Raw genomic sequence first — 25430 nt, 5'->3', positions numbered from 1 at the left:
AGATTCCTATAACGTTGGCCGCTCGGTTATCTCGAAAACCTATGCTTCGGGTGGCACCTGTTCCCGCGATCAAGAGGCCGTAAGGCCTTTCGAGAACGCACGGGAACACCTCATGCTCGATCTTGTCATGCTCGCACTCGCATTCGGCCTTTTCGCTCTTGCGATTGGCTACACCTATGCCTGCGAACGGCTCTGAGAGGAGCGAAACCCATGATCTTCGACTATTCGCTCGCCGGCCTCGTTTCACTCGGCCTGCTGTTCTACCTGACCTACGCGCTGCTGCGGCCCGAGCGGTTCTGACCGTCTCGCAAACTCCGCCATCTCCAAGGGTTTCCCATGACCGTCATCGGCTGGCTTCAAATCATCCTTTATTGCGCGATCATCGTCGCACTCACCAAGCCGCTCGGCTGGTACATGACGCGCGTGTTCAGCGGCGAGCGCACGTTTCTCTCGCCGGTGCTGCGTCCGGTCGAAGCCGGCCTCTACTGGATCGGCGGCGTCGACGAGCGGCGCGAGCAGCATTGGCTGACTTACACGGTCGCGATGCTGCTGTTCCACGTCGGCGGCTTCCTGGTCATTTACCTCCTGATGCGGCTGCAGGCCCATCTTCCGTTCAATCCGGCCGAACAGTCGGCGGTCGCGGAAGATCTTTCCTTCAACACCGCGATCAGCTTCATCACCAATACCAACTGGCAGAACTACGGTGGCGAAAGCACGCTGTCCTATCTCGTCCAGATGGTCGGTCTCACGCATCAGAACTTCCTGTCGGCGGCGACCGGCATCGTGCTCGCGGTCGCGCTGATTCGCGGCTTTGCCCGGGCCTCGGCGCGTACCGTCGGCAACTTCTGGGTCGATATCACCCGCTGCACGCTCTATGTGCTGCTGCCGATCTGCGTCGTCTACACGCTGTTCCTGGTCTGGCAAGGCATGCCGCAGACGCTCGGTCCCTATGTCGACGCGACGACACTGGAGGGCGCCAAGCAGACCATCGCGGTCGGCCCGGTCGCCTCGCAGGTCGCGATCAAGATGCTCGGCACCAATGGCGGCGGCTTCTTCAACGCCAATGCCGCGCATCCCTTCGAGAACCCGACCGCGCTGTCGAACTTCGTGCAGATGATCTCGATCTTTGCGATCGGGGCGGCGCTGACCAATGTGTTCGGCCGCATGGTCGGCAACCAGCGCCAGGGCTGGGCGATCCTCGCCGTGATGGGCGTGCTGTTCGTGGCCGGCGTCGCGGTTGCCTACTGGGCGGAAGCAAATGGCACCAGCACCATGCAGGCGCTGGGGCTTTCCGGCAACATGGAAGGCAAGGAGGTCCGCTTCGGCATCGTCGGGTCCGCGTTGTTTGCCGTCGTCACCACCGCGGCCTCGTGCGGCGCCGTCAACGCCATGCATGACAGCTTCACCGCGCTCGGCGGCATGATCCCGCTGATCAACATGCAGCTCGGCGAGATCATCGTCGGCGGCGTCGGCGCCGGGCTCTACGGCATGCTGCTGTTCGTCATCCTGTCGATCTTCGTGGCGGGCCTGATGGTCGGCCGCACGCCGGAGTATGTCGGCAAGAAGATCGAGGCGCGCGAGGTCAAGATGGCGATGCTCGCGATCCTGGTGCTGCCGCTGATGTATCTCGGCTGGACGTCGGTCGCGGTCGTGCTGCCGTCGGCGGTGGCGTCGATGGCCAATGCGGGTCCGCACGGCTTCACCGAGGTGCTGTATGCCTATACGTCCTCGACCGGCAACAACGGCTCGGCCTTCGCTGGGCTCTCCGGCAACACCTTCTTCTATAACCTGACGCTTGCCAGCGCGATGTTCGTCGGCCGCTTCTTCATGATCGTGCCGGCGATGGCGATCGCCGGCTCGCTCGCGAGCAAGAAATCGATTCCGCCCTCGGCCGGCACCTTCCCGACCACGGGCAGCCTGTTCGTCGGCCTCGTCGTCGGCGTCATCCTGATCATCGGCGGTCTGACCTTCTTCCCCGCGCTCGCGCTGGGGCCGATCGTCGAGCATCTCGCTGACAATGCCGGCAACCTGTTCTGATCGATCTTTCGGAGTTACATCCATGGAGCCTGTCCTCAAAGCCAACAAGCGGATGCCGGTCGCCACGATGCTGGATCCGAAGATTGTATGGCCAGCGATCACCGCCGCGTTCGTCAAGCTCGATCCGCGGGCGATGATCAAGAACCCCGTGATGTTCGTGGTCGAGATCGTCGCCGCGCTGACCACGGTGATCTTCATCCGCGATCTCGTGAGCGGTGGCGCAAACCTGTCCTTCACCTTCCAGATCATCCTGTGGCTCTGGTTCACGGTGCTGTTCGCCAATTTTGCCGAAGCCGTGGCCGAAGGCCGCGGCAAGGCCCAGGCGGAGACGCTGCGTAAGACCCGCACCGAAAGCCAGGCCAAGCTCCTGTCGGGCTCGGAGGGCACCTATCGCCTCGTTCCCGGCACCAGCCTGAAGGTCGGCGACATCGTGCTGGTCGAGGCCGGCGACAACATCCCGTCGGACGGCGAGGTGATCGAAGGCGTCGCCTCGGTCAACGAAGCGGCGATCACGGGCGAATCCGCGCCCGTCATCCGGGAGTCCGGCGGCGACCGCTCCGCGGTCACCGGCGGCACCCAGGTGCTGTCCGACTGGATCAAGGTGCGCATCACCGCGGAGCAGGGCTCGACCTTCATCGACCGCATGATCAGGCTCGTCGAAGGCGCCGAGCGGCAGAAGACGCCGAACGAGATCGCACTCAACATCCTGCTCGCCGGCCTCACCATCATCTTCGTGTTCGCGACCGTCACGATCCCGAGCTACGCCGCCTATGCCGGCGGCTCGATCTCGGTCGTGGTGCTGGTTGCGCTGTTCGTGACGCTGATCCCGACCACGATCGGCGCGCTGTTGTCGGCGATCGGCATCGCCGGCATGGACCGCCTGGTGCGCTTCAACGTGCTCGCGATGTCGGGCCGCGCGGTCGAGGCCGCCGGCGACGTCGACACCCTGCTGCTGGACAAGACCGGGACCATCACGCTCGGCAACCGCCAGGCGACCGCGTTCCGGCCGCTGCGCGGCGTCAGCGAGCAGGAGCTTGCCGATGCGGCCCAGCTTGCCTCGCTGGCCGACGAGACGCCGGAAGGCCGCTCCATCGTGGTGCTGGCCAAGGAGAAATACGGCATCCGCGGCCGCGACATGGCTGAGCTCGGCGCCACCTTCATTCCCTTCACCGCGCAGACCCGCATGAGCGGCGTCGACAGCGGCGGCTCGTCGGTGCGCAAGGGCGCGGTGGATGCGATCCTCAACTATGTCGGTGGCGGCGCGGCGCAGGCCCTGGCGTCAGGCAACACGGTGCGCGCCATCCAGGCCACCGCCGGCTCGGAGGTGGCCCGCGAAGTCCAGCTGATGGCCGACGAGATCGCCAAGGATGGCGGCACGCCGCTTGCGGTTGCAAGAGACGGCCGCCTGCTTGGCGTCATTCACCTCAAGGATATCGTCAAGGGCGGCATCCGCGAGCGCTTCGCGGAGCTGCGCCGCATGGGTATCCGCACCATCATGATCACCGGCGACAACCCGATGACGGCGGCGGCGATCGCAGCCGAAGCCGGTGTCGACGATTTCCTGGCGCAGGCGACGCCCGAGGACAAGCTGAAGCTGATCCGCGACGAGCAGGCCAAGGGCAAGCTGGTGGCGATGTGCGGCGACGGCACCAACGACGCGCCGGCACTGGCGCAGGCCGACGTCGGCGTCGCCATGAACACCGGCACGCAGGCCGCGCGCGAGGCCGGCAACATGGTCGACCTCGATTCCAACCCGACCAAGCTGATCGAGGTGGTCGAGATCGGCAAGCAGCTGCTGATGACCCGCGGCGCGCTGACGACGTTCTCGATCGCCAACGACGTGGCGAAGTATTTCGCGATCATCCCCGCGATGTTCCTCGCCTTCTATCCGCAGCTCAACGTGCTCAACGTCATGCAGCTCAATAGCCCGCAGAGCGCGATCCTGTCGGCGATCATCTTCAATGCGCTGATCATCATCGCGTTGATTCCGCTGGCGTTGAAAGGCGTCGCCTACCGCGCCGTCGGCGCCGGTGCGCTGCTGCGCCGCAACCTGATGATCTACGGCCTCGGCGGCATCATCATTCCCTTCATCGGGATCAAGGCGATCGACCTCGTGGTCGCCGCCCTGCATCTGGCCTAGACAGCATGTCGTCACTGCGAGCGCAGCGATTGCTTCGTCGCTTCGCTCCTCGCAATGACAAAGGAGACACACCATGATCAGAGAAATCCGTCCCGCCATCGTGCTCCTGGTCGCGCTTACGCTGATCACGGGCCTGGCCTATCCCCTCGCCATGACCGGCATTGCCGGCGTGCTTTTCCCGACGCAGGCGCAAGGCAGCCTGATCGAGAAGGACGGCAAGGTGGTCGGCTCGGCGCTGATCGGCCAGGAATTCAAGGACGAGAAGTATTTCCACGGCCGGCTCTCGGCGACCACGGCGCCCGATCCCGCCGATTCCACCAAGACCGTGCCGGCGCCCTATAACGCGGCCAATTCCGGCGGCTCCAATCTCGGGCCGACCAGCAAGGCGCTGGCCGACCGTCTGAAGGAGGACGTCGACAAGCTGAAGACGGAAAATCCGTCGACGCCGGTGCCCGCCGACCTCGTCACCACCTCGGCGAGCGGCCTCGACCCCGATATCTCGCCGGAAGGCGCGCTCTTCCAGGTGCGGCGGGTGGCGAAGGCGCGCAACATGCCCGAAGAGCGTGTCCGCGAGCTGGTAGCGCAGAACACGCAGGCCCGCTTTGCCGGCCTGCTCGGCGAGCGCCGCGTCAACGTGCTGGCGCTCAATTTGGCGCTGGATGCGGCGGCGAAATAGCCGCGCTAGGCGAATGCGCGGTGCTGCGACTATAATGCGGTATGGCCAGTCAACGCCGAGATCCTGAACAGCGTCCGTCGCCCGAAGCCCTGTTGGAAGCCGCCCGGCGCGAGGAAAACGGCGTCGGGCGGCTGAAGATCTTCATCGGTGCCGCCCCCGGCGTCGGCAAGACCTACGAGATGCTGCAGAGCGCGCATGCCCGGGCGAAGTCCGGCGTCGACGTCGTGGTGGGCGTCGTCGAAACGCACGGCCGGGCGGAGACGGAAGCGCTGCTGCGCGGCCTCGAAATCATCCCGCGCAAGCGCCTCGAATACCGCGACCAGATCCTGGAGGAGATGGATCTCGATGCCGTGATCGCGCGGCGGCCGCAGCTCGTGCTGGTCGACGAGCTCGCCCACACCAACGCGCCCGGCTGCCGGCATCCGAAGCGCTATCTCGACGTCGAGGAGCTGCTGACCCGCGGCATCGACGTCTATACCGCGGTCAACGTCCAGCATATCGAAAGCCTGAACGACGTGGTCGCGCAGATCACGCATGTGAGGGTGCGCGAAACGGTGCCGGATTCGATCTTCGACCGTGCCGACGGCATCGAGCTGATCGATCTTACCCCCGACGACCTGATCCAGCGGCTGAAAGAGGGAAAGGTCTACGTTCCCAAGCAGGCCGAGCGCGCGCTCGAGCATTATTTTTCGCCCGGCAACCTCACGGCGCTGCGTGAGCTGGCGCTGCGGCGGACCGCCGACCGGGTCGACGAGCAGCTCCTGACCCACATGCAGGCCAATGCAATCGCCGGGCCCTGGGCCGCCGGCGAACGCATCCTGGTCTGCGTCAGCGAGGATCCGCGTGCGGCCGGGCTCGTGCGCTACACCAAGCGCATCGCCGATCGCGTGCATGCGCCATGGACTGCGATCTCGATCGAGACCCGGCGCAGCCTGCAACTCACCGACGAGCAGCGCGATCGGCTCGCCGACACCATGCGGCTTGCCGAGACCCTCGGCGGCGAGGCCCTCACCATCCCCGGGGTCGGGCGCCGCATCGCCGACGACATCATCAAGTTCGCGCAGGCCAACAACGTCACCCAGATCATCATCGGCAAGTCGACGCGCTCGCGCTGGTTCGAGATCGTGCAGGGCTCGGTGGTGCACGATCTGGTGCGGCGGGCCGGCAATATCAGCGTCAACGTGATTGCCGGCGATGATTTGCCGCCCGGACCGGCCGGCAAGGTGCAGACCGCGGCGGGCGTGGAGCCGTTCAACCCGCGGCCCTATCTGATGGCGCTGGTGATCGCGGCGGTCGGCCTTGCCGCCGCCGAGCTGATCCAGCCGTGGTTCCGCATCGAGAACGTCGATCTGGTGTTTCTCACCGCCGTCGTCGTCGTCGCCGTGCGCTACGGCCTGTGGCCGTCGCTGCTTGCCAGCGTCGCCGCCTCGCTGTGCTACAATTTCTTCTTCCTGCCGCCGATCTATACCTTCACCATCACCGATCCGACCAATATCGCGGCATTCTTCTTCTTCATGCTGATTGCCGTGCTGGTGTCAAACGTCGCCGCGCGCGTGCGCACACAGGCTGATACCGCAATCGGGCGGGTGCGGACCACCGAGCAGCTTTACGCCTTCAGCCGCAAGCTCGCCGGCACCGCGACGCTCGACGACGTGCTGTGGGCGACCGCCTACCAGACCGCGCTGATGCTCAAGGTGCGCGTGGTGCTGCTGTTGCCGGAGAACGGCGTGCTGACGGTGAAGGCGGGCTATCCGCCGGAAGACCAGCTCGACCAGGCCGATCTCGCCGCGGCGAACTGGGCCTGGGGCAACGACCGTCCGGCCGGACGCGGCTCCGACACGCTGCCGGGGGCAAAACGGCTGTTCCAGCCGATGCGTACCGGGCGCGGGCCGATCGGCGTCATCGGCATCGACAATGACCGTACCGGCCCGCTGCTGACGCCCGACCAGCGCCGGCTGCTGGACGCCCTGGTCGACCAGGGCGCTCTCGCGATCGAGCGTGTGCTGCTGGTCGAGGACATGGACCGGGTCAAGCGCACCGTGGAATCCGAGCGGCTGCGCTCGGCGCTCCTGACCTCGATCTCGCACGACCTGAAGACGCCGCTCGCCTCGGTGCTGGGCGCAGCCTCGACCATGCGCGACCTCGCCAGCGGCCTGTCCGATGCCGAGAAGCGTGATCTGCTGGCGACCGTGATCGACGAATCCGAGCGGCTCAACCGCTTCATCGCCAATCTGCTCGACATGACGAGGATCGAATCCGGCGCGATCGCGCCGAATCTGGCGCTGCACGACATCGGCGAGATCGTCGGCAGCGCGTTGCGCCGGGCCGGCAAGATACTGGCGCGCCACAGGGTGTCGCTGGAGTTGGCCGCGGAGCTGCCGATGCTCAGGCTGGACGCGGTGCTGTTCGAGCAGGTGGTGTTCAACCTGCTCGACAATGCGGCGAAATATTCGCCGCCCGACACCACGATCGCGATCCGCAGCGGGCGCGACGACGGGCAGGTGACGCTGCAGATCGCCGATGAGGGTGAGGGCATCCCGAAAGGCGAGCTGGAGAGCGTGTTCGACAAGTTCTATCGTGTACAGAAGGGCGACCACGTCCGGCCCGGCACCGGGCTCGGACTTGCCATCTCGCGCGGCTTCGTCGAGGCCATGCATGGCACGATCGTCGCCGCCAACCGCACGGACCGCAGCGGTGCCGTGATCATGATCCGCCTGCCGGTGCCGGCCGAAACGCAAACGCTGGATACCGCCGCATGAACTCTCCGTCGATCAAGGTTCTGGTCATCGATGACGAGCCGCCGATCCGAAAATTGTTGCGGATGGGCCTGAGCACGCAGGGCTATGAAATCCTGGAAGCCGCCAACGGCCGCACCGCGCTGGAGCTGCTGGCCGAGAGCCCGGCGCTGATCATTCTCGACCTCGGCCTGCCCGACATCCAGGGGCTCGAGCTGTTGCGCATGATCCGCGGCCGCAACGATGCCGTGCCGATCGTGGTGCTGTCGAGCCGCGGCGACGAGGCCGGCAAGGTCGAGGCGCTCGACCTCGGCGCCGACGATTATCTGACCAAGCCGTTCGGCATGGACGAGCTGCTTGCGCGCATGCGCGCCGCGCTGCGGCACCAGTTGCAGGCCCATGGCGAACGCCCGGTGTTCCGTTCAGGAGATCTTTCCGTCGACCTGGTGCGCCGCATCGTCAAGGTCGGCGAGCGCGAGGTCAGGCTGTCGCCGAAGGAATACGACCTGCTGCGCGTTCTGGTGCAGCATGCCGGCAAGGTGCTCACCCACCGCTTTCTCCTGAAGGAGCTGTGGGACGAATTGACCGACGCGCAATATTTGCGGGTCTATGTGCGCCAGCTCCGCCAGAAGATCGAGGCCGATCCGGAACGCCCGCATTTCGTGCTGACCGAGACCGGGATCGGCTATCGCCTGCGCGCGGATTGATCGGACCGAACTTCAGCCCGCCTTGCGATGCCGTGCCGCCCCGCGATGCGGCCGCCGCGCCGAACGGCGTTGCGCGGTCCGGCGCCGCCCGTGCGAGGCGCCCGGCCGTCGCGCGGCGCCGCGCCGATGCTTCAGGCTCTGCTTCAACGCGTCCATCAGGCTGACCACGTTGTCCGGCCGCTCTTCGCGCGCAGGCATCTTGATCGGCTTGCCCGCGGCCTTGCGCCGGACCAGCGCCTTCAACGCGTCCTCATATTCGTCCCTGAATTTCGACGGATCGAAATGCGCGGCCTTGCTCTGGAGGATATGGCCGGCAAGCTCGACCATGTCCTTTGTGATCTTCGCGGTCCTGATGTCGTCGAAATACTCGCTTTCGTCGCGCAGCTCGTAAGGGTAGCGCAGCGTGGTGCCGACAAGGCCCTTGCCGAGCGGCTCGATCGCCATCACGTGCTCGCGGTTCGTCAGCACGATGCGCGCCAGCGCCACCCGATCACTCTTCTTCATGGCGTCGCGAATGACGGCGAAGGCATCGGCGCCCGCCTTGCCGTCGGGAACGATGTAATAGGGATGATCGAGGTAGCGCTTGTCGATCTCATCCTTTGGCACGAAGCTGTCGATCTCGATCGTATGGGTGCTCTCGATCTGGACGGCTTCCAGCTCGTCCTTGTCGATCTCGACATATTTGCCTTTGGTCAGTTCGTAGCCGCGCGCCTTGTGATCGCCTTCCACCACATCGCCCGTCTCCGAATCGATCATCTGCTGCTTGAGCCGGTTGCCGGTCTCCCTGTTGATCATGTGGAAGCGGGTTTTCTCGACCGAGGTGGACGCAGGGTAAAGTCGCACCGGGCAGCTCACGAGCGACAGCTTGAGCGTACCCTTCCAATAGGCGCGGGGAGCCATGCCAATCTCCAGCATTATCAGATAGTTTCGGAACCCCAACCGGTGTGACGGGTTTTGGTTCCGGGTGGGCATTTCTGCTGTTAGGCTGCGGCCCGAGGCAAGAATTGGCGGGATCGCAAGGATTGGCGGGATCGATTGTGTCGCTGAGGAATCTTTCCACCTACCGGAAGAAGCGCGATTTCGAGAAGACCGACGAGCCGACCGGCGAGGTCCGCGTCGCGTCCGCGAAGCATCGACGCTTTGTCATCCAGAAACATGCAGCGACCCGGCTGCACTACGATTTCCGGCTCGAATTCGACGGCGTCTTCAAGTCCTGGGCGGTGACGCGCGGGCCCTCGCTCGATCCGCGCGACAAGCGGCTCGCGGTCGAGGTCGAGGACCATCCGCTCGACTACGGCGATTTCGAAGGCACGATCCCGAAGGGCCAGTATGGCGGCGGCACGGTGCAGCTCTGGGACCGCGGCTACTGGGAATCGGACGATCCCGAGCGCGGCTACAAGAAGGGTGACCTCAAATTCACGCTTGATGGCGAGAAGCTGCACGGCAGCTGGGTGCTGGTGCGGATGCGCCGCGATCGCGACGGCGGCAAGCGAACGAACTGGCTCCTGATCAAGCATCGCGACGAGTTCGCCCGCGAGGGCAAGGCCAACGACATCCTCGACGAGGATCGTTCCGTCGCTTCCGGCCGCACCATGGAAGAGATCGCCGCGGGCAAGGGGCGCGCACCAAAGCCCTTCATGCTGGCCAAGAACGGCCGCGCCCGGGCCGACGCGGTGTGGCAGTCCAACCGTGGTGAGGCGGCCGAGGCGCGTGCGAAAACCAGGGCGGGCGCTGCAGCGCCAAAGGCGGTCGCGCCGAAAAAAGTCGCGGCGATGCCGGATTTCGTCGCGCCCGAGCTCTGCACGCTGGTCGATCTCCCGCCGAGCGGCGAGGCCTGGGGCCACGAAATCAAGTTCGACGGCTACCGCGTGCAGTTGCGCGTCGAAGACGGCGAGGCGACGCTGAAGACCCGCAAGGGGCTCGACTGGACCGACAAGTTCAAGAGCATCGCGAAGCAGGCGCTCAAGCTGCCGGATGCGCTGATCGATGGCGAGATCGTCGCGCTCGACGACAAGGGAGCGCCGAACTTTTCGGCGCTGCAGGCAGCGATCTCCGACGGCAAGACCAATGCGCTGATCTTTTTCGCGTTCGACCTGCTGTTTGCCGAGGGCGAGGACCTGCGCCGCCTGCCGCTGCGCGAGCGCAAGGCGCGGCTGAAGGCGCTGCTCGAGGCGCATCGCTCCGAGCAGATTCGTTACGTCGAGCATTTCGAGGTCGATGGCGAAGCCATGCTGGAATCGGTGCGCAAGCTGTCGCTCGAAGGCATCATCTCGAAAAAGCTCAGCGCGCCCTACCGCTCCGGCCGCAGCGAGAGCTGGACCAAGGCGAAGTGCCGCGCCGGGCATGAGGTGGTGCTCGGCGGCTGGAAGACGACGAACGGCAAATTCCGTTCGCTGCTCGCCGGCGTCTATCGCGACGACCATCTCGCCTATGTCGGCGTGATCGGCACCGGCTTTGGCCAGGACACGGTACGGCGGCTGATGCCGGCGCTGAAGAAGGCAGCCTCCGACCAGAGCCCGTTCGGCGGCGAGAATGCGCCGCGCAAGACCCGCGATATGCATTGGCTGAAGCCCGAGCTCGTGGCGGAGATCGAATTCGCCGGCTGGACCGAGGGTGGAAACATCAGGCAGGCCGCCTTCAAGGGATTGCGCCAGGACAAGCCGGCCCGTGAGGTGAAGGCGGAGATGCCGAGCGCGGGCGAGCTCGCCGACCCGGTGCCCGCGCTGGCCGCCGAGGCGAAGAAATCGGCCTTCGTCAAATCGTCGCCCGCCAAGGGAAAATCCGCCGAGGTGATGGGGGTCGTGATCTCGAAGCCCGACAAGGAGCTGTGGCCTGACGGGGGCGACGGCGAAGGCGTCACCAAGCTCGACCTCGCGCGCTATTTCGAGGCGGTCGGCGAATGGATGATCGGCCATCTCAAGGGCCGGCCCTGCTCGATCGTCCGCGGTCCCGACGGCATCGACGGCGAAACGTTCTTCCAGCGCCACGCGATGCAGGGCACGTCGAAATATCTGGAGCTCGCCAAGGTCTCCGGCGACCGCAAGCCGTATTTGCAGATCGACCGGGTCGAGGGGCTCGCCGCAGTGGCGCAGATCGGCGGGCTCGAGCTGCATCCGTGGAATTGCGCGCCTTATGCCTATGATACGCCGGGCCGGCTGGTGTTCGATCTCGATCCCGCGCCGGATGTCGCGTTCACCGAGGTGATCGAGGCCGCGAGGGAGATGCGCCAGCGGCTTGCGGCGGTCGGCCTCGAAAGCTTCTGCAAGACCACGGGCGGCAAGGGCCTGCACGTCGTGACGCCGCTGCTGCATGGGGCCCGCGAGAAGGTGACGTGGAAGGAAGCGAAGGCCTTCGCGCAAGGCATCTGCCAGTGGATGGCCAACGACAAGCCCGAGGACTACCTGCTCAACATGTCGAAGCAGAAGCGCAAGGGGAAGATTTTCCTCGACTATCTGCGCAACGACCGGATGTCGACGGCGGTCGCGGTGCTCTCGCCGCGTGCGCGGCCCGGCGCGACGGTCTCGATGCCGCTGACCTGGACGCAGCTCAAAAGCGATCTCGATCCGAAGCGATACACCATCCGCTCCGTGCCGGCTTTGCTTTCGAAGACCAAGGCGTGGGCGGGCTATGACGACGCGGCAACTTCCATCAAGCCCGCGATCACCCGTCTTGCCAAGGAGCTCTGAGTGTCAAAGGGCCCGATCAAACAGATGCGGGCCGCGCCAGGCGCGGACCCGCAAATGACAGCTCGCAGCGACGGGTTCAGATCCTCCCGAGCAGCACGAGGATCAGAATAATGATGATGATGAGGCCGAGGCCGCCGCCGCCATAGTAACCGGTGCCGTAGAACGGGCCACCACCGATGCCGCTGAATCCGCCCAGCAAGGCGATGATCAGAATGATCAGGATGATTGTGCCAATCGACATTTAACCTCCTCAGCCCGTCCCTGTGGGCGCTCGTGAACCCTGCGACCGGCAGAGCAACTTGCGGGTGCATCGAAAAGTTCCCGATTTTGCGACGCGATAATTCGTGCACTTGGCCTTCCCTTGCAACGCGGATCGACTACATGCGTTGAAGCCAGAGAGGATTTGCGATGCCCGCGCCGCTCGTTGTTTCCATTCCGCACAGGCTCGGCCGCGAGGAAGCGATTCGCCGTCTCAAGGACGGGCTGACGCGCGCGGCCGCAAGCATTCCGGTGCTCGCCATCGAGCAGGAGCGCTGGGAGGACAACCGCATGGATTTCCGCGTGCGCGCGCTCGGACAAATCGCGAGTGGCCGTATCGATGTCGCGGACGATCACGTCCGTCTCGAAGTCGTGCTGCCGTGGCTGTTGCAGCGGTTTGCGGAAGCAGCCCAGGCGGCGATTCGCAGCCGCGGCGCGCTGTTGCTCACCAAGCGCAGTTGATCGCGATCTCTAGCGCGCTCACGACAAAATTGTGAAAAAGCCGCGTGGCAGGATTCCGTCAGCTTGCTGTCGGGTCAGTTTGCCGACTATGTACGGGCGTGCGGGGAGGGAACCGATCTTCGAATCGGCACGAATCCGCCGGGGCCGTCCGGCCAAGATCCCGGACGGCCTTCGCATTTTCCGGGCCTCAGGCGGGAACGCGCTTTCGGGCAGGCGTGGCGGCGGCCCGAACCGTCGCTTTCAGCACTGCGACGGGTAGCTGCGCAAACGCAACCGCGAGCGGCAGCTCAGCGCTGTTGGCTGCCGCCGCCTCCAGCGAATATCCTTGCAACTGCACTGCGCCTTCGAAGGCGGCGGGCTTCGGCCAGGCGCGGCCGCCTTCGGTGAAGGGCGCAAACTTTCGCGCCACCACGGTGATCATGGCGTCGCGGCCGCGCCGCCGGGCGAACGCGATCACATGGTCGCGGTGCGGGCCGGTGACGTCGAGCGGCTGATAGTCGCCATGGATGAAGACCTCGGCACGTTCGGCGCGCAGTCTGAGGAGATGGCGGGTCCAGGCGAATTTGAGTCGGCCATCCGGCCAGTCCCGTGCGAGCGCCTGCCAGTCCGGCGTTTCCAGCGCCGCAAGCAGGCCCACGCGCTCCGCGAAATCAACCGGCCTGCGGTTGTCGGGGTCGACCAGCGACAGGTCCCACAATTCCGTTCCCTGGTAGAAATCGGGCACGCCGGGCAGCGTCGCCTTCAGCGTGATCTGGCTCAGCGAATTCAGCGCGCCGAGCAGCGCGAGGCGGCGGGCGAAGACTTCAAGCCCATCCAGGAATTCGCCGGCGCGCGAGCGATCCAGGATGCGCGCGATGAAGGTCTTCAGCCCTTCTTCGTAGGCCTGGCTCGGATTGAGCCAGCTCGTCTCCTCCTTGCCCTCGCGCGCGGCCTTCAGGGCGTAGGCCTGGATCCGGTCGACGAAGGCTGCATCGATCTCGCCAGCAGGCCATGCACCGAGCAGCGACTGGTACAGCATGTATTCGGCGGTCGCCGATGGCGCACGCGTGCTTCCGCTGGTGACGAGATGCGGCGCATTGAAAACCTTCCAGCGCGCCACCGCGCTGGTCCATTCGCCGGGCAGTTCGGAAAGGGCCGCCAGACGCGCCCGCGCATCCTCGCCGCGCTTGGTGTCGTGGGTCGCGGTCGCGGTGAGGCCGTGCGGCCATTCGCGGCCGCGCTGCTGCATCAGGCCGTGAAAGCGTTGGATCGAGGGCGCCCGCGCGGCCGGATCGCCGCCGACCTCGTTCAGCGCGAGCAGGCGATGGTAGCGGTAGAACGCGGTGTCCTCGAGCGATTTCGCCATCAAGGGTCCGGTGAACTGCTGCACCTTGAGCGCGAAGCGGCGCACGCGCGGCTTGCTGTGCGGCGGCCGGCCCGGCTTGACCATGTCCATGGTCAACGCGTCCTGCAGGAAGTCGAAGATGCCGTCGTCGGCCGCGAACCATTCGGCGCGCGCCCGCGCGATGGTCCGCGCGATCAGTGCGCGATCGTGGTCGGTCGGCCCGGCTGGCGTGATGTAGGTGCGATACACCGGGAAATGCAGCACGTAGAGCTCGAGCGCCTGCCGCAAGCTGTCGGCCGAATAGTCGCGGGTGGAATAGTGCCCGTTGGCGATGCGGGTGAGGAGGCGCACCAGCACGATGAATTCGCTGGTCAGCAGGGTTTCCAGCACGCGGCGCTTGGCCTCGATCAGCATGGGCGCGAGCCTTGGGCTGCGGTTGCTGATCTGCCGCCATATCTCGTCGAGCGGATCAAGCCCCTTTTCGTCGATCAGCATGTGGGTGAGCACGTTCATCCATTCATAGCCGGTCGTGCCGTGGACGCCGGCAAAGGCCGGCATCTTCTCCTCCTCGCAGAGGATCTTTTCGATCGCGACATAGAACGGTCGGCGCCCCTGGGCGTCGCGCACCAGGCGGCGCAGGCGCTGGAAATATTGCGCGGGGTCGCGCAGGCCGTCGACATGGTCGAGCCGCAGCCCCTGCAGCCGACCGTCCGCGATCAGCTTCTTGACCAGGCGGTGGGTGATCGCGAAGGTGCCGGGGTCCTCGACCCGCCAGCCCGCGAGCGTGTTGACGTCGAAGAAGCGGCGATAGTTGATGTCGCTCGAGGCGAGCCGCCAGTGGCCGAGCTTGTAGTGCTGGCGCTCCAGCAGGTGATGCAGTGCCAGCGTCTGCGCGGGGCGATCGCGGCCGGCACGATAGGCCTCGAGCCCCCGCACGATGAGTTCGGCGCTTCCGGCGATCTCCTTCAGCGCCGTCTTGAACGTCGGAGCTTCCTTGCGGTTCGGGTGGCGCAAGCCGAGGTAGCGCGAGGCGAGCGCGAGAATACGCCGGCCAGGCTCGCTGTCCTCGGCGCCGGCTTCCTTGACGATCACGCGCAGGATCTCGCCATAGCGCTCCGGCGCGACCGGCAGCCGGTGGTCGTAATACCAGGCGGAGAAGCTGGCTTCGTCCGCATCGTAGCGCAGCGTGATCTCCCCGCCCTCGAGCGCCTCGCCATAGGGGACGCCCAGGATCGGCAGCAGCACGCCGCCACGCGCGCGATAGGGCAGTTGATCCCAGTCGATGTCGAAGGAAATCGCATGCGGGGATGCCTCGCCCCATTCCAGCACGTCGAGCCAATAGGGATTGTCGGCATAGTGCACGCCGACATGGTTGGGCACGAAATCGAGGATCAGGCCGAGATCATGCCGCCGCAAGGCCTCGCTCAGGCGCTCGAAGCCGGCTTCGTCACCGAGCTCGGGACTGATGCGGGTGTGATCGACAATGTCGTAGCCATGCATCGAGCCCTTGCGCGCCTTCATGAAGGGCGAGGCATAGAGATGCGTGATCCCCAACGCCTTCAGGTAGGGAATGATCTCGGCGGCCTTGTCGAAGTCGAAATCGGCCGTGAGTTGCACGCGATAGGTCGCAAGCGGAATGTCCGGGGGCATTTTAGCCTCCGAGGCGCCAGGACACCGACCAGGGCGGCAAGCTGTTGCCGGCATTTACGCCCCAGATCGGCACACCGGCGCGGTCGGTCTCATAGGCGATCTTGGCGCCTGACAGGTTTGCGGCCAGAAGCAGCGTCGTGCCATCGCCCATCTGCCAGCTCGCGGTGAGAAGCCCACTCTCTTCGGCGCTGGCTTCGCCGAAACGGGCGCCCTTGAGCCTCGGCGCGATCTCGCGCCGCCGGATGGCGAGCAGTTCGCGCACCAGCCTCAACCGTTTCGCGCCGTCAGGCGCATCGCGCCTCTCCCAGTCGAGAACGGCGGACTGAAACGTCGCGGCATCGAGCGGGTCGGGCACCTCGTCGCCATATCTGGCATAGGCCCAGGCATATTCGTGCTTGCGGCCCTTCCGCACGGCCTCCGCAAGGCCGCCCTTGAAGTCGCAGAAGAAGGGGAACGGAGCCTTCGAGCCCCATTCCTCGCCCATGAACAACATCGGCGTCGTCGGTGCGAGCAGCGTCACCGCAAGCGCGGCCTCGATCCCGTCAGCCGTCGCGAGGCTTTCCAGGCGGTCGCCAAAGGCCCGGTTGCCGATCTGATCGTGGTTCTGCAGGAAGTTGACGAAAGCGGTTGGCGCGAGGTCGCCGCTCGGCTCGCCGCGCAGCTTGTTGCCCCAGAACGGCGCCGGCTCGCCCTGATAGACATAGCCCGACGACAATGCGCGTGCGAGGCTGCCGCGAGGCAAGCGCTGATAGTCGCCGTAGTATCCCTGCGCCTCGCCGGTCAGCATCACATGCCAGACATGGTGATAGTCGTCGTTCCACTGGCCGCGATATTTTCCGGCCGGCGGCTCCTGCGTCGGGTCGAGCAGGCTGGCGCGGTTGTCGCCGTTTTCAAGCACGAGATGAATGTGCCGTCCGGTCTCGGCCGCGAGCCGGCCCATGGCGCGGCTGATGTCGTGCAGGATCGGCGGCGCGCCGGTCTCGATGATGGTGTTGACCGCATCGAAGCGCAGGCCGTCGAAGCGATAATCGGAAAGCCAGGTCAGCGCGTTCTCGATCGCGAACGCGCGCACTTCCGGTACACGATAATCGATCGCGCTGCCCCAGGGGGTGTGCGCCTCGGTGAAGAAGCCCGGCGCATAGCGGCCGAGATAGTTTCCTTCGGGCCCGAAGTGATTGTAGACCACGTCGAGGAACATCATCAGTCCGCGCTGATGCGCCGCGTCGATCAGGGCTTTCAGGTCTTCCGGCCGGCCATAGGCGCTGTCGGGCGCGTACCACAAGACGCCGTCATAGCCCCAGTTGCGTTTGCCGGCGAAGTCCGCGAGCGGCATCAGCTCGAGCGCGGTGATCCCGGTCGCGACGAGATGATCGAGCTTATCGATCATGGCGCGATAGGTGCCTTCAGGCGTGAAGGTGCCGACATGGGCTTCGATCAGCACGGTCTCTTCCCACGGGCGGCCGCGCCAATCCCGCGCCTTCCACGCATAGCCTGCGTGATCGATCGCCTCGCTTTCCCCGAACACATCGTCGGGCTGGAAGGCGGAAGCCGGATCGGGCACGTCGATCTCGCCGTCGATGCGGAATTTGTAGCGCGCACCGGCGGCCGCGCCGGCCACGTCGGCGGTGAACCAGCCGCCTTCGCCGCGCTGCATGGCATGAGGCCGTTCCATGATCAGGTCGACGCGCTTTGCCGCCGGCGCCCACAGCCGGAACGAGATGCCATCCCTGATCAAACGTGGGCCGAACTGGCGCGCGCTCATCGCGAGCCTGCAAAGGCAAGCACCGAACGGGGCGGCGCTTGGGTCTCGGCGCCCGCGGCAAAGCCGCCACTCGCGCGCGAGGCGTCGGCGGTGTTGAGCACCTGCTGCCAGCTTTTGTATTCGGTGAGCTTCGGCAAGGTGAAGGCGATCTCCTGCGGCGCGGCATTCAACACGATAAAGATCGGCGCCCCCTCGGGTTCCACCGGGCCCAGCACATAGGACAGGAACCTGCCTTCCGGAAACTGCCAGTCGGATTCCTTCATTTCTTCCGCCGTGGGCGTCAGCCAGACCGCGCCGTAGGAGCCGTCGGGCCGGCGGCCGTCGAGCCAGCGTTGCGAGCGGATCTGCGGAAAGCGCCGCCGCAGCTCGGTCATCTGGGCGACGAAATCGATGAGATCCTCGCCCTCGCTGCCGAGATTGTCCCAGCCGACCCAGCCGATCTCGTTGTCCTGGCAATAGGCGTTGTTGTTGCCGCCCTGCGAGTTGCCGACCTCGTCGCCGGCGAGGATGAGCGGCGTACCCTGCGCGAGCAGCAGGCAGGCGAGCTGGTTCTTGCGAAGCTGGCGTCGCAGCGTCGTTATCTCGGGGTCGTCGGTCGGCCCCTCGTGGCCGCAATTGTTGCTGTGATTGTCGTTGGAGCCGTCACGGTTGTCCTCGCCGTTGGCTTCGTTGTGTTTTTCGTTGTAGCTGAAGAGGTCGGCGAGCGTGAAACCGTCATGCACGGTGATGTGGTTGACGCTGGCGCGCGGCGAGCGGCCGTCATGGTGGAACAGGTCGGAGGAGGCGGTCATCCGGCTCGAGATTTCGCCGATCAGGCTGCCTTCGCCGCTCCAGTAGCGCCGCATCGCCGAGCGATAGCGGTCGTTCCACTCCGACCATTGCGAGGGAAAGCCGCCGACCTGGTAGCCGCCAAGTCCGAGATCCCAGGGTTCGGCGACGAGTTTCACCGACGCCAGCACCGGGTCCTGACGCACCGCGGTGAGGAATGGCGCGTTGCGGTCGAATCCGTTCGGCCCGCGCGCCAGCGTCGTCGCCAGATCCAGGCGGAAGCCGTCGACGTGACAGACCTCGACCCAGTAGCGCAGCGAGTCCATCACCATCTGCAGCACGCGCGGATGGGCGAGGTTGACGGACGAGCCGCAGCCCGTGAAGTCGTCGTAAAAGCGGGGGTTGTCTGGTTTCAGCCAGTAATACGATGCGTTGTCGATGCCGCGCAGCGACAGCGTGGGGCCGAGGTGATTGCCTTCGCAGGTGTGGTTGTAGACGACGTCGAGCATCACCTCGATGCCGGCGTCGTGCAGGCGGGCCACCGTGGTACGGAAGGAATCGAGCGCGTTGTCCTGCGCATAGCGCGGCTCCGGCGCGAAATAGGACAGCGTGTTGTAACCCCAGTAATTCCCGAGCTTCTTCTCCACCAACAGGCGGTCGTCGATGAAGGCGTGGATCGGCAACAGCTCAATGGTCGTGACCCCGAGCCGCTTCAGATGCGCGATCATGGCCGGCGACGACAGCCCGCCATAGGTGCCGCGCAGGCCCGGCGGAACATCGCCCCGCTTCTGGGTCAGTCCCTTGACGTGGGCTTCATAGATGATGGTGTCTTCCCAGGGGATGGTGGGCCGCATCTCGCGGCGGCCCCAGTTGAAGGTCTCGTCGACCACGACGGCCTTCAGCATGCCGCGGGCATTGTCGCGGCGGTCGAATGAAAGATCCTCGCGCGGGCTGCCGATGCGGAAGGCAAAATGCGCGTCGCTCCAGACCAGCCGGCCTGCGAGCCGCTTGGCATAGGGGTCGAGCAGCAGCTTGTTGCAGTTGAAGCGGTGGCCGCGTTCCGGCGCGTAAGGGCCGTGCACGCGATAGCCGTAGAGCTGGCCCGGCGAGACGTCGTTGAGATAGCCGTGCCAGACATCCTCCGTGCGCTCCGGCAGCTCGACCCGTTCAAGCTCGCGGCGGCCCTGGCCGTCGAACAGGCAGAGCTCGACCTTCTCGGCATTGGCTGAGAACAGCGCGAAGTTCGTGCCTCGGCCGTCCCAGCTTGCGCCGAGCCGCGCAGGGCTTCCGGCAGTCAGTCGCATGCAACCAGTGCTCCGTTTCCGAAGTTCGTGATCTATCGCGGCGCCCCCTGCACGAACTTCGGAAACAAGGGAGCACTGGCAACCAAAAGAAAATGGTGCCGCTTTCGATGTTGAAGTTCCTGATTCGGACTCGCGGCAAATGTGAAGGAACTTCAAATCGGCGGCACTAGCGATCCGGTACGAGGAAGATGGCGGCGAGCGGCGGGATAGTCAGGGAAAGCGCGGGCGCGGCATCGTCCAGCGTGTGCACCGCGCCGACATTTCCGGCATTGCTGCCGCCATAATGCGCGGAATCGGAGTTCAAGACCTCGCGCCAGGTGCCGGCGAAGGGCACGGGGACGCGGTAGTTGTAGTACACGTTCGGTGAAAAATTCACGACGACGACGCAGCGCGCCTTGGCGTCGCGGCCCTTGCGCAGCCAGGCGAATACGTTGTTGCCGGCGTCGTGGTCGACCAGCCATTCGAAACCCTCGGCTTCGCAGTCGAGCTCGTGGAGCGCGGGCGTCGTGCGGTAAAGGCGGTTGAGGTCGCGCACCAGCGCCTGGATGCCGGCATGCCGCGGCTGCCCGAGCAGGTCCCAGTCCAGCGAATGATCGTGGTTCCATTCGCGCTCCTGGCCGAACTCGCAGCCCATGAACAGCAGCTTCTTGCCGGGATGGCCGAACATGAAGCTGTAATAGGCACGCAGGTTCGCAAAGCGCTGCCACTGATCGCCCGGCATCCGTCCGAGGATCGAGCGCTTGCCGTGCACGACCTCGTCATGCGAGAGCGGCAGGATGAAGTTCTCGGAAAAGGCGTAGTGCAAGCCGAACAGGATGTCGCCGTGGTGATATTGGCGATGGATCGGATCCTTGCCGATATATTTCAGTGTGTCGTGCATCCAGCCCATGTTCCACTTGTAGCCGAAGCCGAGCCCGCCCCATTCGATCGGGCGTGACACCTGCGGCCAGGCGGTGGATTCTTCCGCGGCGGTGGTGGCATGGGGAAATTTGTCGAAGACCTCGCGGTTGAAGCGGCGCAGGAATTCGATCGCCTCGATGTTCTCGCGTCCGCCATAGCGGTTCGGAATCCAGCCGCCAGCGGGGCGGCTGTAGTCGAGATAGAGCATGGAGGCGACCGCATCGACGCGCAGGCCGTCGACGCCATAGCGTTCGAGCCAGAACAGCGCGTTGGAGACGAGGAAGTTCACCACCTCGGTGCGGCCGTAGTTGTAGATCAGCGTGCCCCAGTCGAGGTGGCGGCCCTGCAGCGGATTGGCGTGCTCATAGAGCGCGGTGCCGTCGAAATGGGCGAGCCCGTGCGGATCGTCGGGAAAATGCCCGGGCACCCAGTCGAGCAGCACGCCGAGGCCCTGCGCATGACAGGCATCGACCAGCGCGGCGAAATCGGCCGGCGGCCCGAACCGGCTGGTCGGGGCGAACAGGCCGGTCGGCTGGTAGCCCCAGGAGCCGTCGAACGGGTGCTCGCTCACGGGCAGGAATTCGACATGGGTAAAGCCCATGTCGCGCGCATAGGCCGGAAGCTCAGCGGCAAGGTCGCGATAGCTGAGCCATTCATTGTGGCCCTTGCGCCGCCAGGAGCCGAGATGGACCTCGTAGATCGAGATCGGTGCGTGGCGCGCGTTGATGTCCGCCGAGGCCGGCTGCGGATGCGGTATGGCCCGCTCGTCGATGACGATGGATGCGCTCTTCGGCCGCACCTCCGCCGCAAACGCCAGCGGGTCGGATTTCAGCGGCAGGTGCTCGCCGCGCGGACCGATGATGTCGAACTTGTAGTGATCGCCCGCGCTGGCATGCGGCACGAACAATTCCCAATAGCCGAGCCCGCGCACCCGCATCGGGTGCCGTCGCGCGTTCCAGAAGTTGAAGTCGCCGACCACGCTGACGCGGCGCGCATTCGGCGCCAGCACGACGAAGGCCACGCCCTCGACGCCGTCGAGGGTCATGGGGTGGGCGCCGAGCTTGTCATAGAGGCGCTGGTGGTTGCCTTCGCCGAGCAGATAGAGGTCGAAATCGGTCAGCACCGGCGGAAAGCGGTAGGGATCGTCGAGCTCGACGACGTTGTCGCCGAACCTGGCGCGGAGCTGATAGCGCGGCGAGCCGTTCGGTGCAGCGCCCGCGAACAGGCCGGCGGCGTGGATGCGCTGGAGCTTGGCCGTCGCGCCGTGCTCGCCGACCGCTTCGACATTGGTGGCTTCGGGCAGGAACGCGCGCACCACCTTCTTGCCGCCTTCCTCATGCGGGCCGAGATAGTGGAACGGATCGGAATGGCGGCCTTCGATGATGGCGTAGGCTTCCGCAGGCAGCTTGGTCATGACGCCTCGCTCGCAGGACCCGATAACAGGCGCAGGATGGCGCCGAGCGGCGCGCGCAGCCATTCGGGCCGATGGGCCAGCTCGTGCTCGAGCTGACGGAACGCCTTCTCCAGCACGAAGAATCTGATGAGGTCGGCGCTGGCGTGCGGATCGGCCGGCCATATCTGCGGCAGGGTCATGACCTCGCGATAGGCCGCGAGGAACGCGTCGCTTGCGCGCTCGCGCCAGCGCGCAAGCGCAACCGCAAGCCGGCCGTGATCGTCGGATGCGACCTTCAGCGCGCGATCGAGCGCCGCAGTAACCGCATCGTCGATCGAGCGGATCAGGCCGGCCACATCGCGCGCTGCCAGCGCCTTGCGCCGCCGCTCCGCCAGCGGCCGCGACGGATCGCCCTCGAAATCGATGATGAAGATGTCGTCCTTCACGATCAGGCAATGTTCGAGGCGGAAATCCCCGTGCTGACGGATGGCAAGCTCGTCGAAGGCGGCGGGCAGCAGCGCGCTCAGGCGCTGACACAGGCTGGCGCGCTGTTGCAGCAGGTGATCGGCAAGCGTGCGCTCGCTGTCCTTGAGCATGCTGCGGCGTTCCTTCAGCGCGTCGCAGGCCCGCTCCGCGCTCGCCACGACCTCGTCGACGAGGCTGCCAGCATGGTCGCGCTGGATCGGCTCGGGCATGAAATCGGGCTCTTTTCCCGCGGCGAGCGCCAGGTGCAGTTCGGCGAGCCGGCGTCCGGCCTGCGCCATGAAGCGCAGATAGAGCCCATGCTCTTCGCCGTCGACGTGCGGCGCCGAGCCCGGCAGCAGCCGCTGCTCGTCGACGAAGCGGTCGAGATAGGCCGCGGTCACGGCCGAGCCGTCGCCCTGGTTCTCGACGAAGGCATGGACCGAGCCGATCGCAAAGCGCTTGCCGCTTCCGAGCAGCTCCAGCTCGACGCTGCCGAGCAGCGCCGGCGCATTGACATAGCCGGCGACGTCGGTGAGGTAGCGGCCAATTTCGATCTCCGGATTGATGCCCGGCTCGATCTTGCGATAGATCTTGACGACATAGTCGTTGTCCACCAGCGCGGTGCTGTTTGGCTGCTCGCTTTCGACCAGGCGAATCCGGTCGGGATGCCGGACCAGCCTTTCGGAGAACTTGCTGGTCGGCGTGAATGCGAGCCGCAGGCCGTTTTCCTCGACCGTCAGGTGCTCGCGCAGGTTTCGCATCAACAGCGCGATGAAGATGTGATCGCTCGCCACGTCGAGCAGCGTTCCCTCGCGCGCGCCCTGGCGCACCGCGGCCAGCGCGCGTGGATTATAGTGCTCGCGGTCGAAGCGCACCCATTCGATCTGCATCGGCAGCACGTAGCGCGCGGCGACGCCGCTCTGTTCGGTGTCGAAAAAGGCAAGCCAGGGCCGGTTGTCGCCGATGTCGCAGAACGGGATCGCCGCAGTCAGCGTCGGTCGGATCGCCTCGGGCGAACGCTCGGGATACCAGCGGGTGCGCGCCAGGTGGCCGGGCAGCACGTCGCGCTCGAACACGCCGCGGGTGCGCGCCAGCGAAACCCAGGTCGAATTGAGCGGCACGACAAGTGTCTCGAATTCCGGCACCATGGCGGGTGTCGAGGTTTCGGACTTGTCGCGTTCCTTGAGCTGGAACCAGTAGAAGCCGTAGGGGCCGAGCGTGATCATGTAGGGCAGCTCGCCGATCGGCGGGAAGAAGGTGCGGCCGAGCATCTCCAGCGGAATCCGTTCCTTGAACGCCGAGAGGTCGAGCTGGGCCGCCTGCGCCGAACGCGACAGGTTGGCGACGCACAGGATGATCTCGTCCTTGTACTGCCGGACATAGGCGAGCACGGCGCGATTGGCCGGGCGGATGAAGCTCATGGTGCCGCGGCCGAAGGCGAGCGTCGACTTGCGCACCGAGATCAGCCGCCGCATCGCATTCAAGAGCGAGGACAGGCTCCGCGACTGCGCCTCGACGTTGACCGCCTCGTAGCCGTAGACCGGGTCCATGATCGGCGGCGCATAGAGCCGCGCGGGATCGGCGCGCGAGAAGCCGCCATTGCGGTCCGGCGTCCACTGCATCGGCGTGCGCACGCCGTTGCGGTCGCCGAGATAGATGTTGTCGCCCATCCCGATCTCGTCGCCATAGTAGATGATCGGCGTGCCCGGGAACGACATCAGGAGCGAGTTCATCAGTTCGATCTTGCGCCGGTCGTTGTCCATCAGCGGCGCCAGGCGGCGGCGAATGCCGAGATTGATGCGCGCGCGCGGATCATTGGCGTAGGTCGACCACAGATAATCGCGCTCGACGTCGGTAACCATTTCCAGCGTCAGCTCGTCATGGTTGCGCAGGAACAGCGCCCACTGGCAGTTGGCGGGAATGTCGGGCGTCTGGCGCAGGATGTCGGTGATCGGAAAGCGGTCTTCCTGCGCGATCGCCATGTAGATGCGCGGCATCAGCGGGAAGTGATAGGCCATGTGGCATTCGTCGCCCTGGCCGAAATATTCCTGGACGTCCTCCGGCCACTGGTTGGCCTCCGCGAGCAGCACCTTGCCCTTGGCATAGTGGTCGAGCTCGCCGCGCAGCTTCTTGATGATGGCGTGGGTCTCGGGCAGGTTCTCGTTGCTGGTGCCCTCGCGCTCGCACAGATAGGGGATGGCGTCGAGCCGGAAGCCGTCGACGCCGGCGTCCAGCCAGCGCTTCATCACCTGGATCAGCGCGCTGACCACGCGCGGATTGTCGAAGTTGAGGTCCGGCTGGTGCGAGAAGAAGCGGTGCCAGTAGAACGCGCCGGCCTCCGGATCCCAGGTCCAGTTCGACTTCTCGGTATCGGTGAAGATGATGCGCGTGCCCAGGTATTTCTGGTCGGTGTCGCTCCAGACATACCAGTTGCGGGCGCTGGACTTCGGGTCGCTGCGGCGGGCGCGCTTGAACCAGTCGTGCTGGTCGGAGGTGTGGTTGATGACGAGCTCGGTGATGACCCGCAAGCCGCGCTTCTTCGCCTCCTGGATGAAGCGCTTGAAATCCTTCATCGTTCCGAAGTCGGGATTGATGTCGCCGTAATCGGAAATGTCGTAGCCGTCGTCGCGGCCGGGGGAGGGGTAGAACGGCAACAGCCACAGGACGGTGACGCCGAGATCCTGCAGATAGCCGAGCTTTTCGGTCAGGCCGGCGAAATCGCCCATGCCGTCATTGTTGCTGTCGGCAAATGCTTTGACATGAAGCTGATAGACGACGGCATCCTTGTACCAGAGTTCGTCGGCGATTTCGGCGGCCGGCAGTTCCTGGGTATCGATGGATGACATCAGATTCATGCGGACACGCTCCTACCCTGCACGGCACAGGAGCAAGATGGGCTCATTGCGGCGTGGTGGAAAGTGGCCGCCATAGACCTGTCTGTCGCGGGCTTCAATGCGCAGAGGGGCGCTGATGTCGTCGCTCGCGACAGTTTGAATTGAGTTGTTCACGGTGATGCCATTGACATGGAAATGACGTCCCCTTGTCGTGAGATGGAAGGAGACGCCGGGCCCTTCTAACCAAGAATCCGCTTCCTCGCCTTTGGTTCCCCGGGAACACCTGAGCCGCCCATGAGTTATGCAGGGCTATCCTTTTCGCTTATCTA

General features: G+C 65.4%; 15 protein-coding genes. 8 read left to right on the top strand and 7 right to left on the bottom strand.

Features of this window, described 5'->3' with window-relative positions:
* Nucleotides 1-210: 210 nt before the first annotated feature.
* The 6 genes from QOU61_RS31285 to QOU61_RS31260 all read left to right on the top strand — a co-directional run bounded on the left by QOU61_RS31285 (nt 211) and on the right by QOU61_RS31260 (nt 8295).
* Nucleotides 211-300, top strand: coding sequence for a K(+)-transporting ATPase subunit F (locus QOU61_RS31285; protein WP_016846764.1), 90 nt, complete (start codon nt 211-213; stop codon nt 298-300).
* Between the two features lie 36 nt (nt 301-336).
* Nucleotides 337-2037 (top strand): potassium-transporting ATPase subunit KdpA, encoded by a 1701-nt coding sequence (gene kdpA / locus QOU61_RS31280; protein ID WP_289655046.1) that lies wholly within the window; start codon nt 337-339, stop codon nt 2035-2037.
* 22 nt (nt 2038-2059) lie between these two features.
* Nucleotides 2060-4177: a potassium-transporting ATPase subunit KdpB gene (gene kdpB, locus QOU61_RS31275; RefSeq protein WP_289655045.1), complete on the top strand. Its 2118-nt coding sequence runs from the start codon at nt 2060-2062 to the stop codon at nt 4175-4177.
* A 73-nt stretch (nt 4178-4250) separates the two neighbouring features.
* Complete coding sequence (locus tag QOU61_RS31270) at nt 4251-4853, top strand: K(+)-transporting ATPase subunit C (protein ID WP_289655044.1); 603 nt, start codon at nt 4251-4253, stop codon at nt 4851-4853.
* Nucleotides 4854-4894: 41 nt separating this feature from the next.
* Nucleotides 4895-7612 (top strand): DUF4118 domain-containing protein, encoded by a 2718-nt coding sequence (locus QOU61_RS31265; protein ID WP_289655043.1) that lies wholly within the window; start codon nt 4895-4897, stop codon nt 7610-7612.
* Entirely contained in the window at nt 7609-8295 is a 687-nt protein-coding gene (locus QOU61_RS31260; protein ID WP_289655042.1) for a response regulator, read from the top strand. Before QOU61_RS31265 ends, QOU61_RS31260 begins: the two co-directional genes overlap by 4 nt.
* A 12-nt stretch (nt 8296-8307) precedes the next feature.
* Here the strand turns inward: QOU61_RS31260 and ku are convergent, their stop codons facing one another.
* Entirely contained in the window at nt 8308-9195 is an 888-nt protein-coding gene (gene ku / locus QOU61_RS31255; RefSeq protein ID WP_289655041.1) for a non-homologous end joining protein Ku, read from the bottom strand.
* A gap of 137 nt (nt 9196-9332) precedes the next feature.
* On the opposite strand from ku, the gene ligD reads away from it, so the two are divergent.
* Nucleotides 9333-11981 carry a DNA ligase D gene (ligD, locus tag QOU61_RS31250; RefSeq protein ID WP_502876988.1) on the top strand — a complete coding sequence of 883 codons (2649 nt, stop codon included), beginning with the start codon at nt 9333-9335 and terminating at the stop codon, nt 11979-11981.
* Nucleotides 11982-12057: 76 nt separating this feature from the next.
* On the opposite strand, the gene QOU61_RS31245 is transcribed toward ligD, so the two are convergent.
* On the bottom strand, nt 12058-12222 hold the full coding sequence (locus tag QOU61_RS31245; RefSeq protein ID WP_289655039.1) for a DUF3309 family protein: 165 nt from the start codon (nt 12220-12222) through the stop codon (nt 12058-12060).
* Between the two features lie 167 nt (nt 12223-12389).
* On the opposite strand from QOU61_RS31245, the gene QOU61_RS31240 reads away from it, so the two are divergent.
* Nucleotides 12390-12701: a polyhydroxyalkanoic acid system family protein gene (locus QOU61_RS31240; protein WP_289655038.1), complete on the top strand. Its 312-nt coding sequence runs from the start codon at nt 12390-12392 to the stop codon at nt 12699-12701.
* Between the two features lie 187 nt (nt 12702-12888).
* Here QOU61_RS31240 and treY read toward each other — a convergent pair whose 3' ends face one another.
* The 5 genes from treY to treS all read right to left on the bottom strand — a co-directional run bounded on the left by treY (nt 12889) and on the right by treS (nt 25122).
* The gene (gene treY / locus QOU61_RS31235; RefSeq protein ID WP_289655037.1) at nt 12889-15675 is read right to left on the bottom strand and encodes a malto-oligosyltrehalose synthase; all 2787 of its coding nucleotides are present in this window, start codon (nt 15673-15675) and stop codon (nt 12889-12891) included.
* A gap of 1 nt (nt 15676) precedes the next feature.
* On the bottom strand, nt 15677-17437 hold the full coding sequence (gene treZ / locus QOU61_RS31230; protein ID WP_289655036.1) for a malto-oligosyltrehalose trehalohydrolase: 1761 nt from the start codon (nt 17435-17437) through the stop codon (nt 15677-15679).
* On the bottom strand, nt 17434-19509 hold the full coding sequence (gene glgX, locus QOU61_RS31225; protein WP_289655035.1) for a glycogen debranching protein GlgX: 2076 nt from the start codon (nt 19507-19509) through the stop codon (nt 17434-17436). Before glgX ends, treZ begins: the two co-directional genes overlap by 4 nt.
* 166 nt (nt 19510-19675) lie before the next feature.
* Nucleotides 19676-21823, bottom strand: coding sequence for a 1,4-alpha-glucan branching protein GlgB (gene glgB / locus QOU61_RS31220; protein ID WP_289655034.1), 2148 nt, complete (start codon nt 21821-21823; stop codon nt 19676-19678).
* Complete coding sequence (gene treS / locus QOU61_RS31215; RefSeq protein ID WP_289655033.1) at nt 21820-25122, bottom strand: maltose alpha-D-glucosyltransferase; 3303 nt, start codon at nt 25120-25122, stop codon at nt 21820-21822. Before treS ends, glgB begins: the two co-directional genes overlap by 4 nt.
* Nucleotides 25123-25430: the final 308 nt, after the last annotated feature.

The sequence above is a fragment of the Bradyrhizobium sp. NP1 genome (assembly GCF_030378205.1).
Classification (GTDB): Bacteria; Pseudomonadota; Alphaproteobacteria; order Rhizobiales; family Xanthobacteraceae; genus Bradyrhizobium.
The sequence above is the reverse complement of the archived record's forward strand: the minus strand, read 5'-3'. Positions and strand labels throughout refer to the sequence as shown.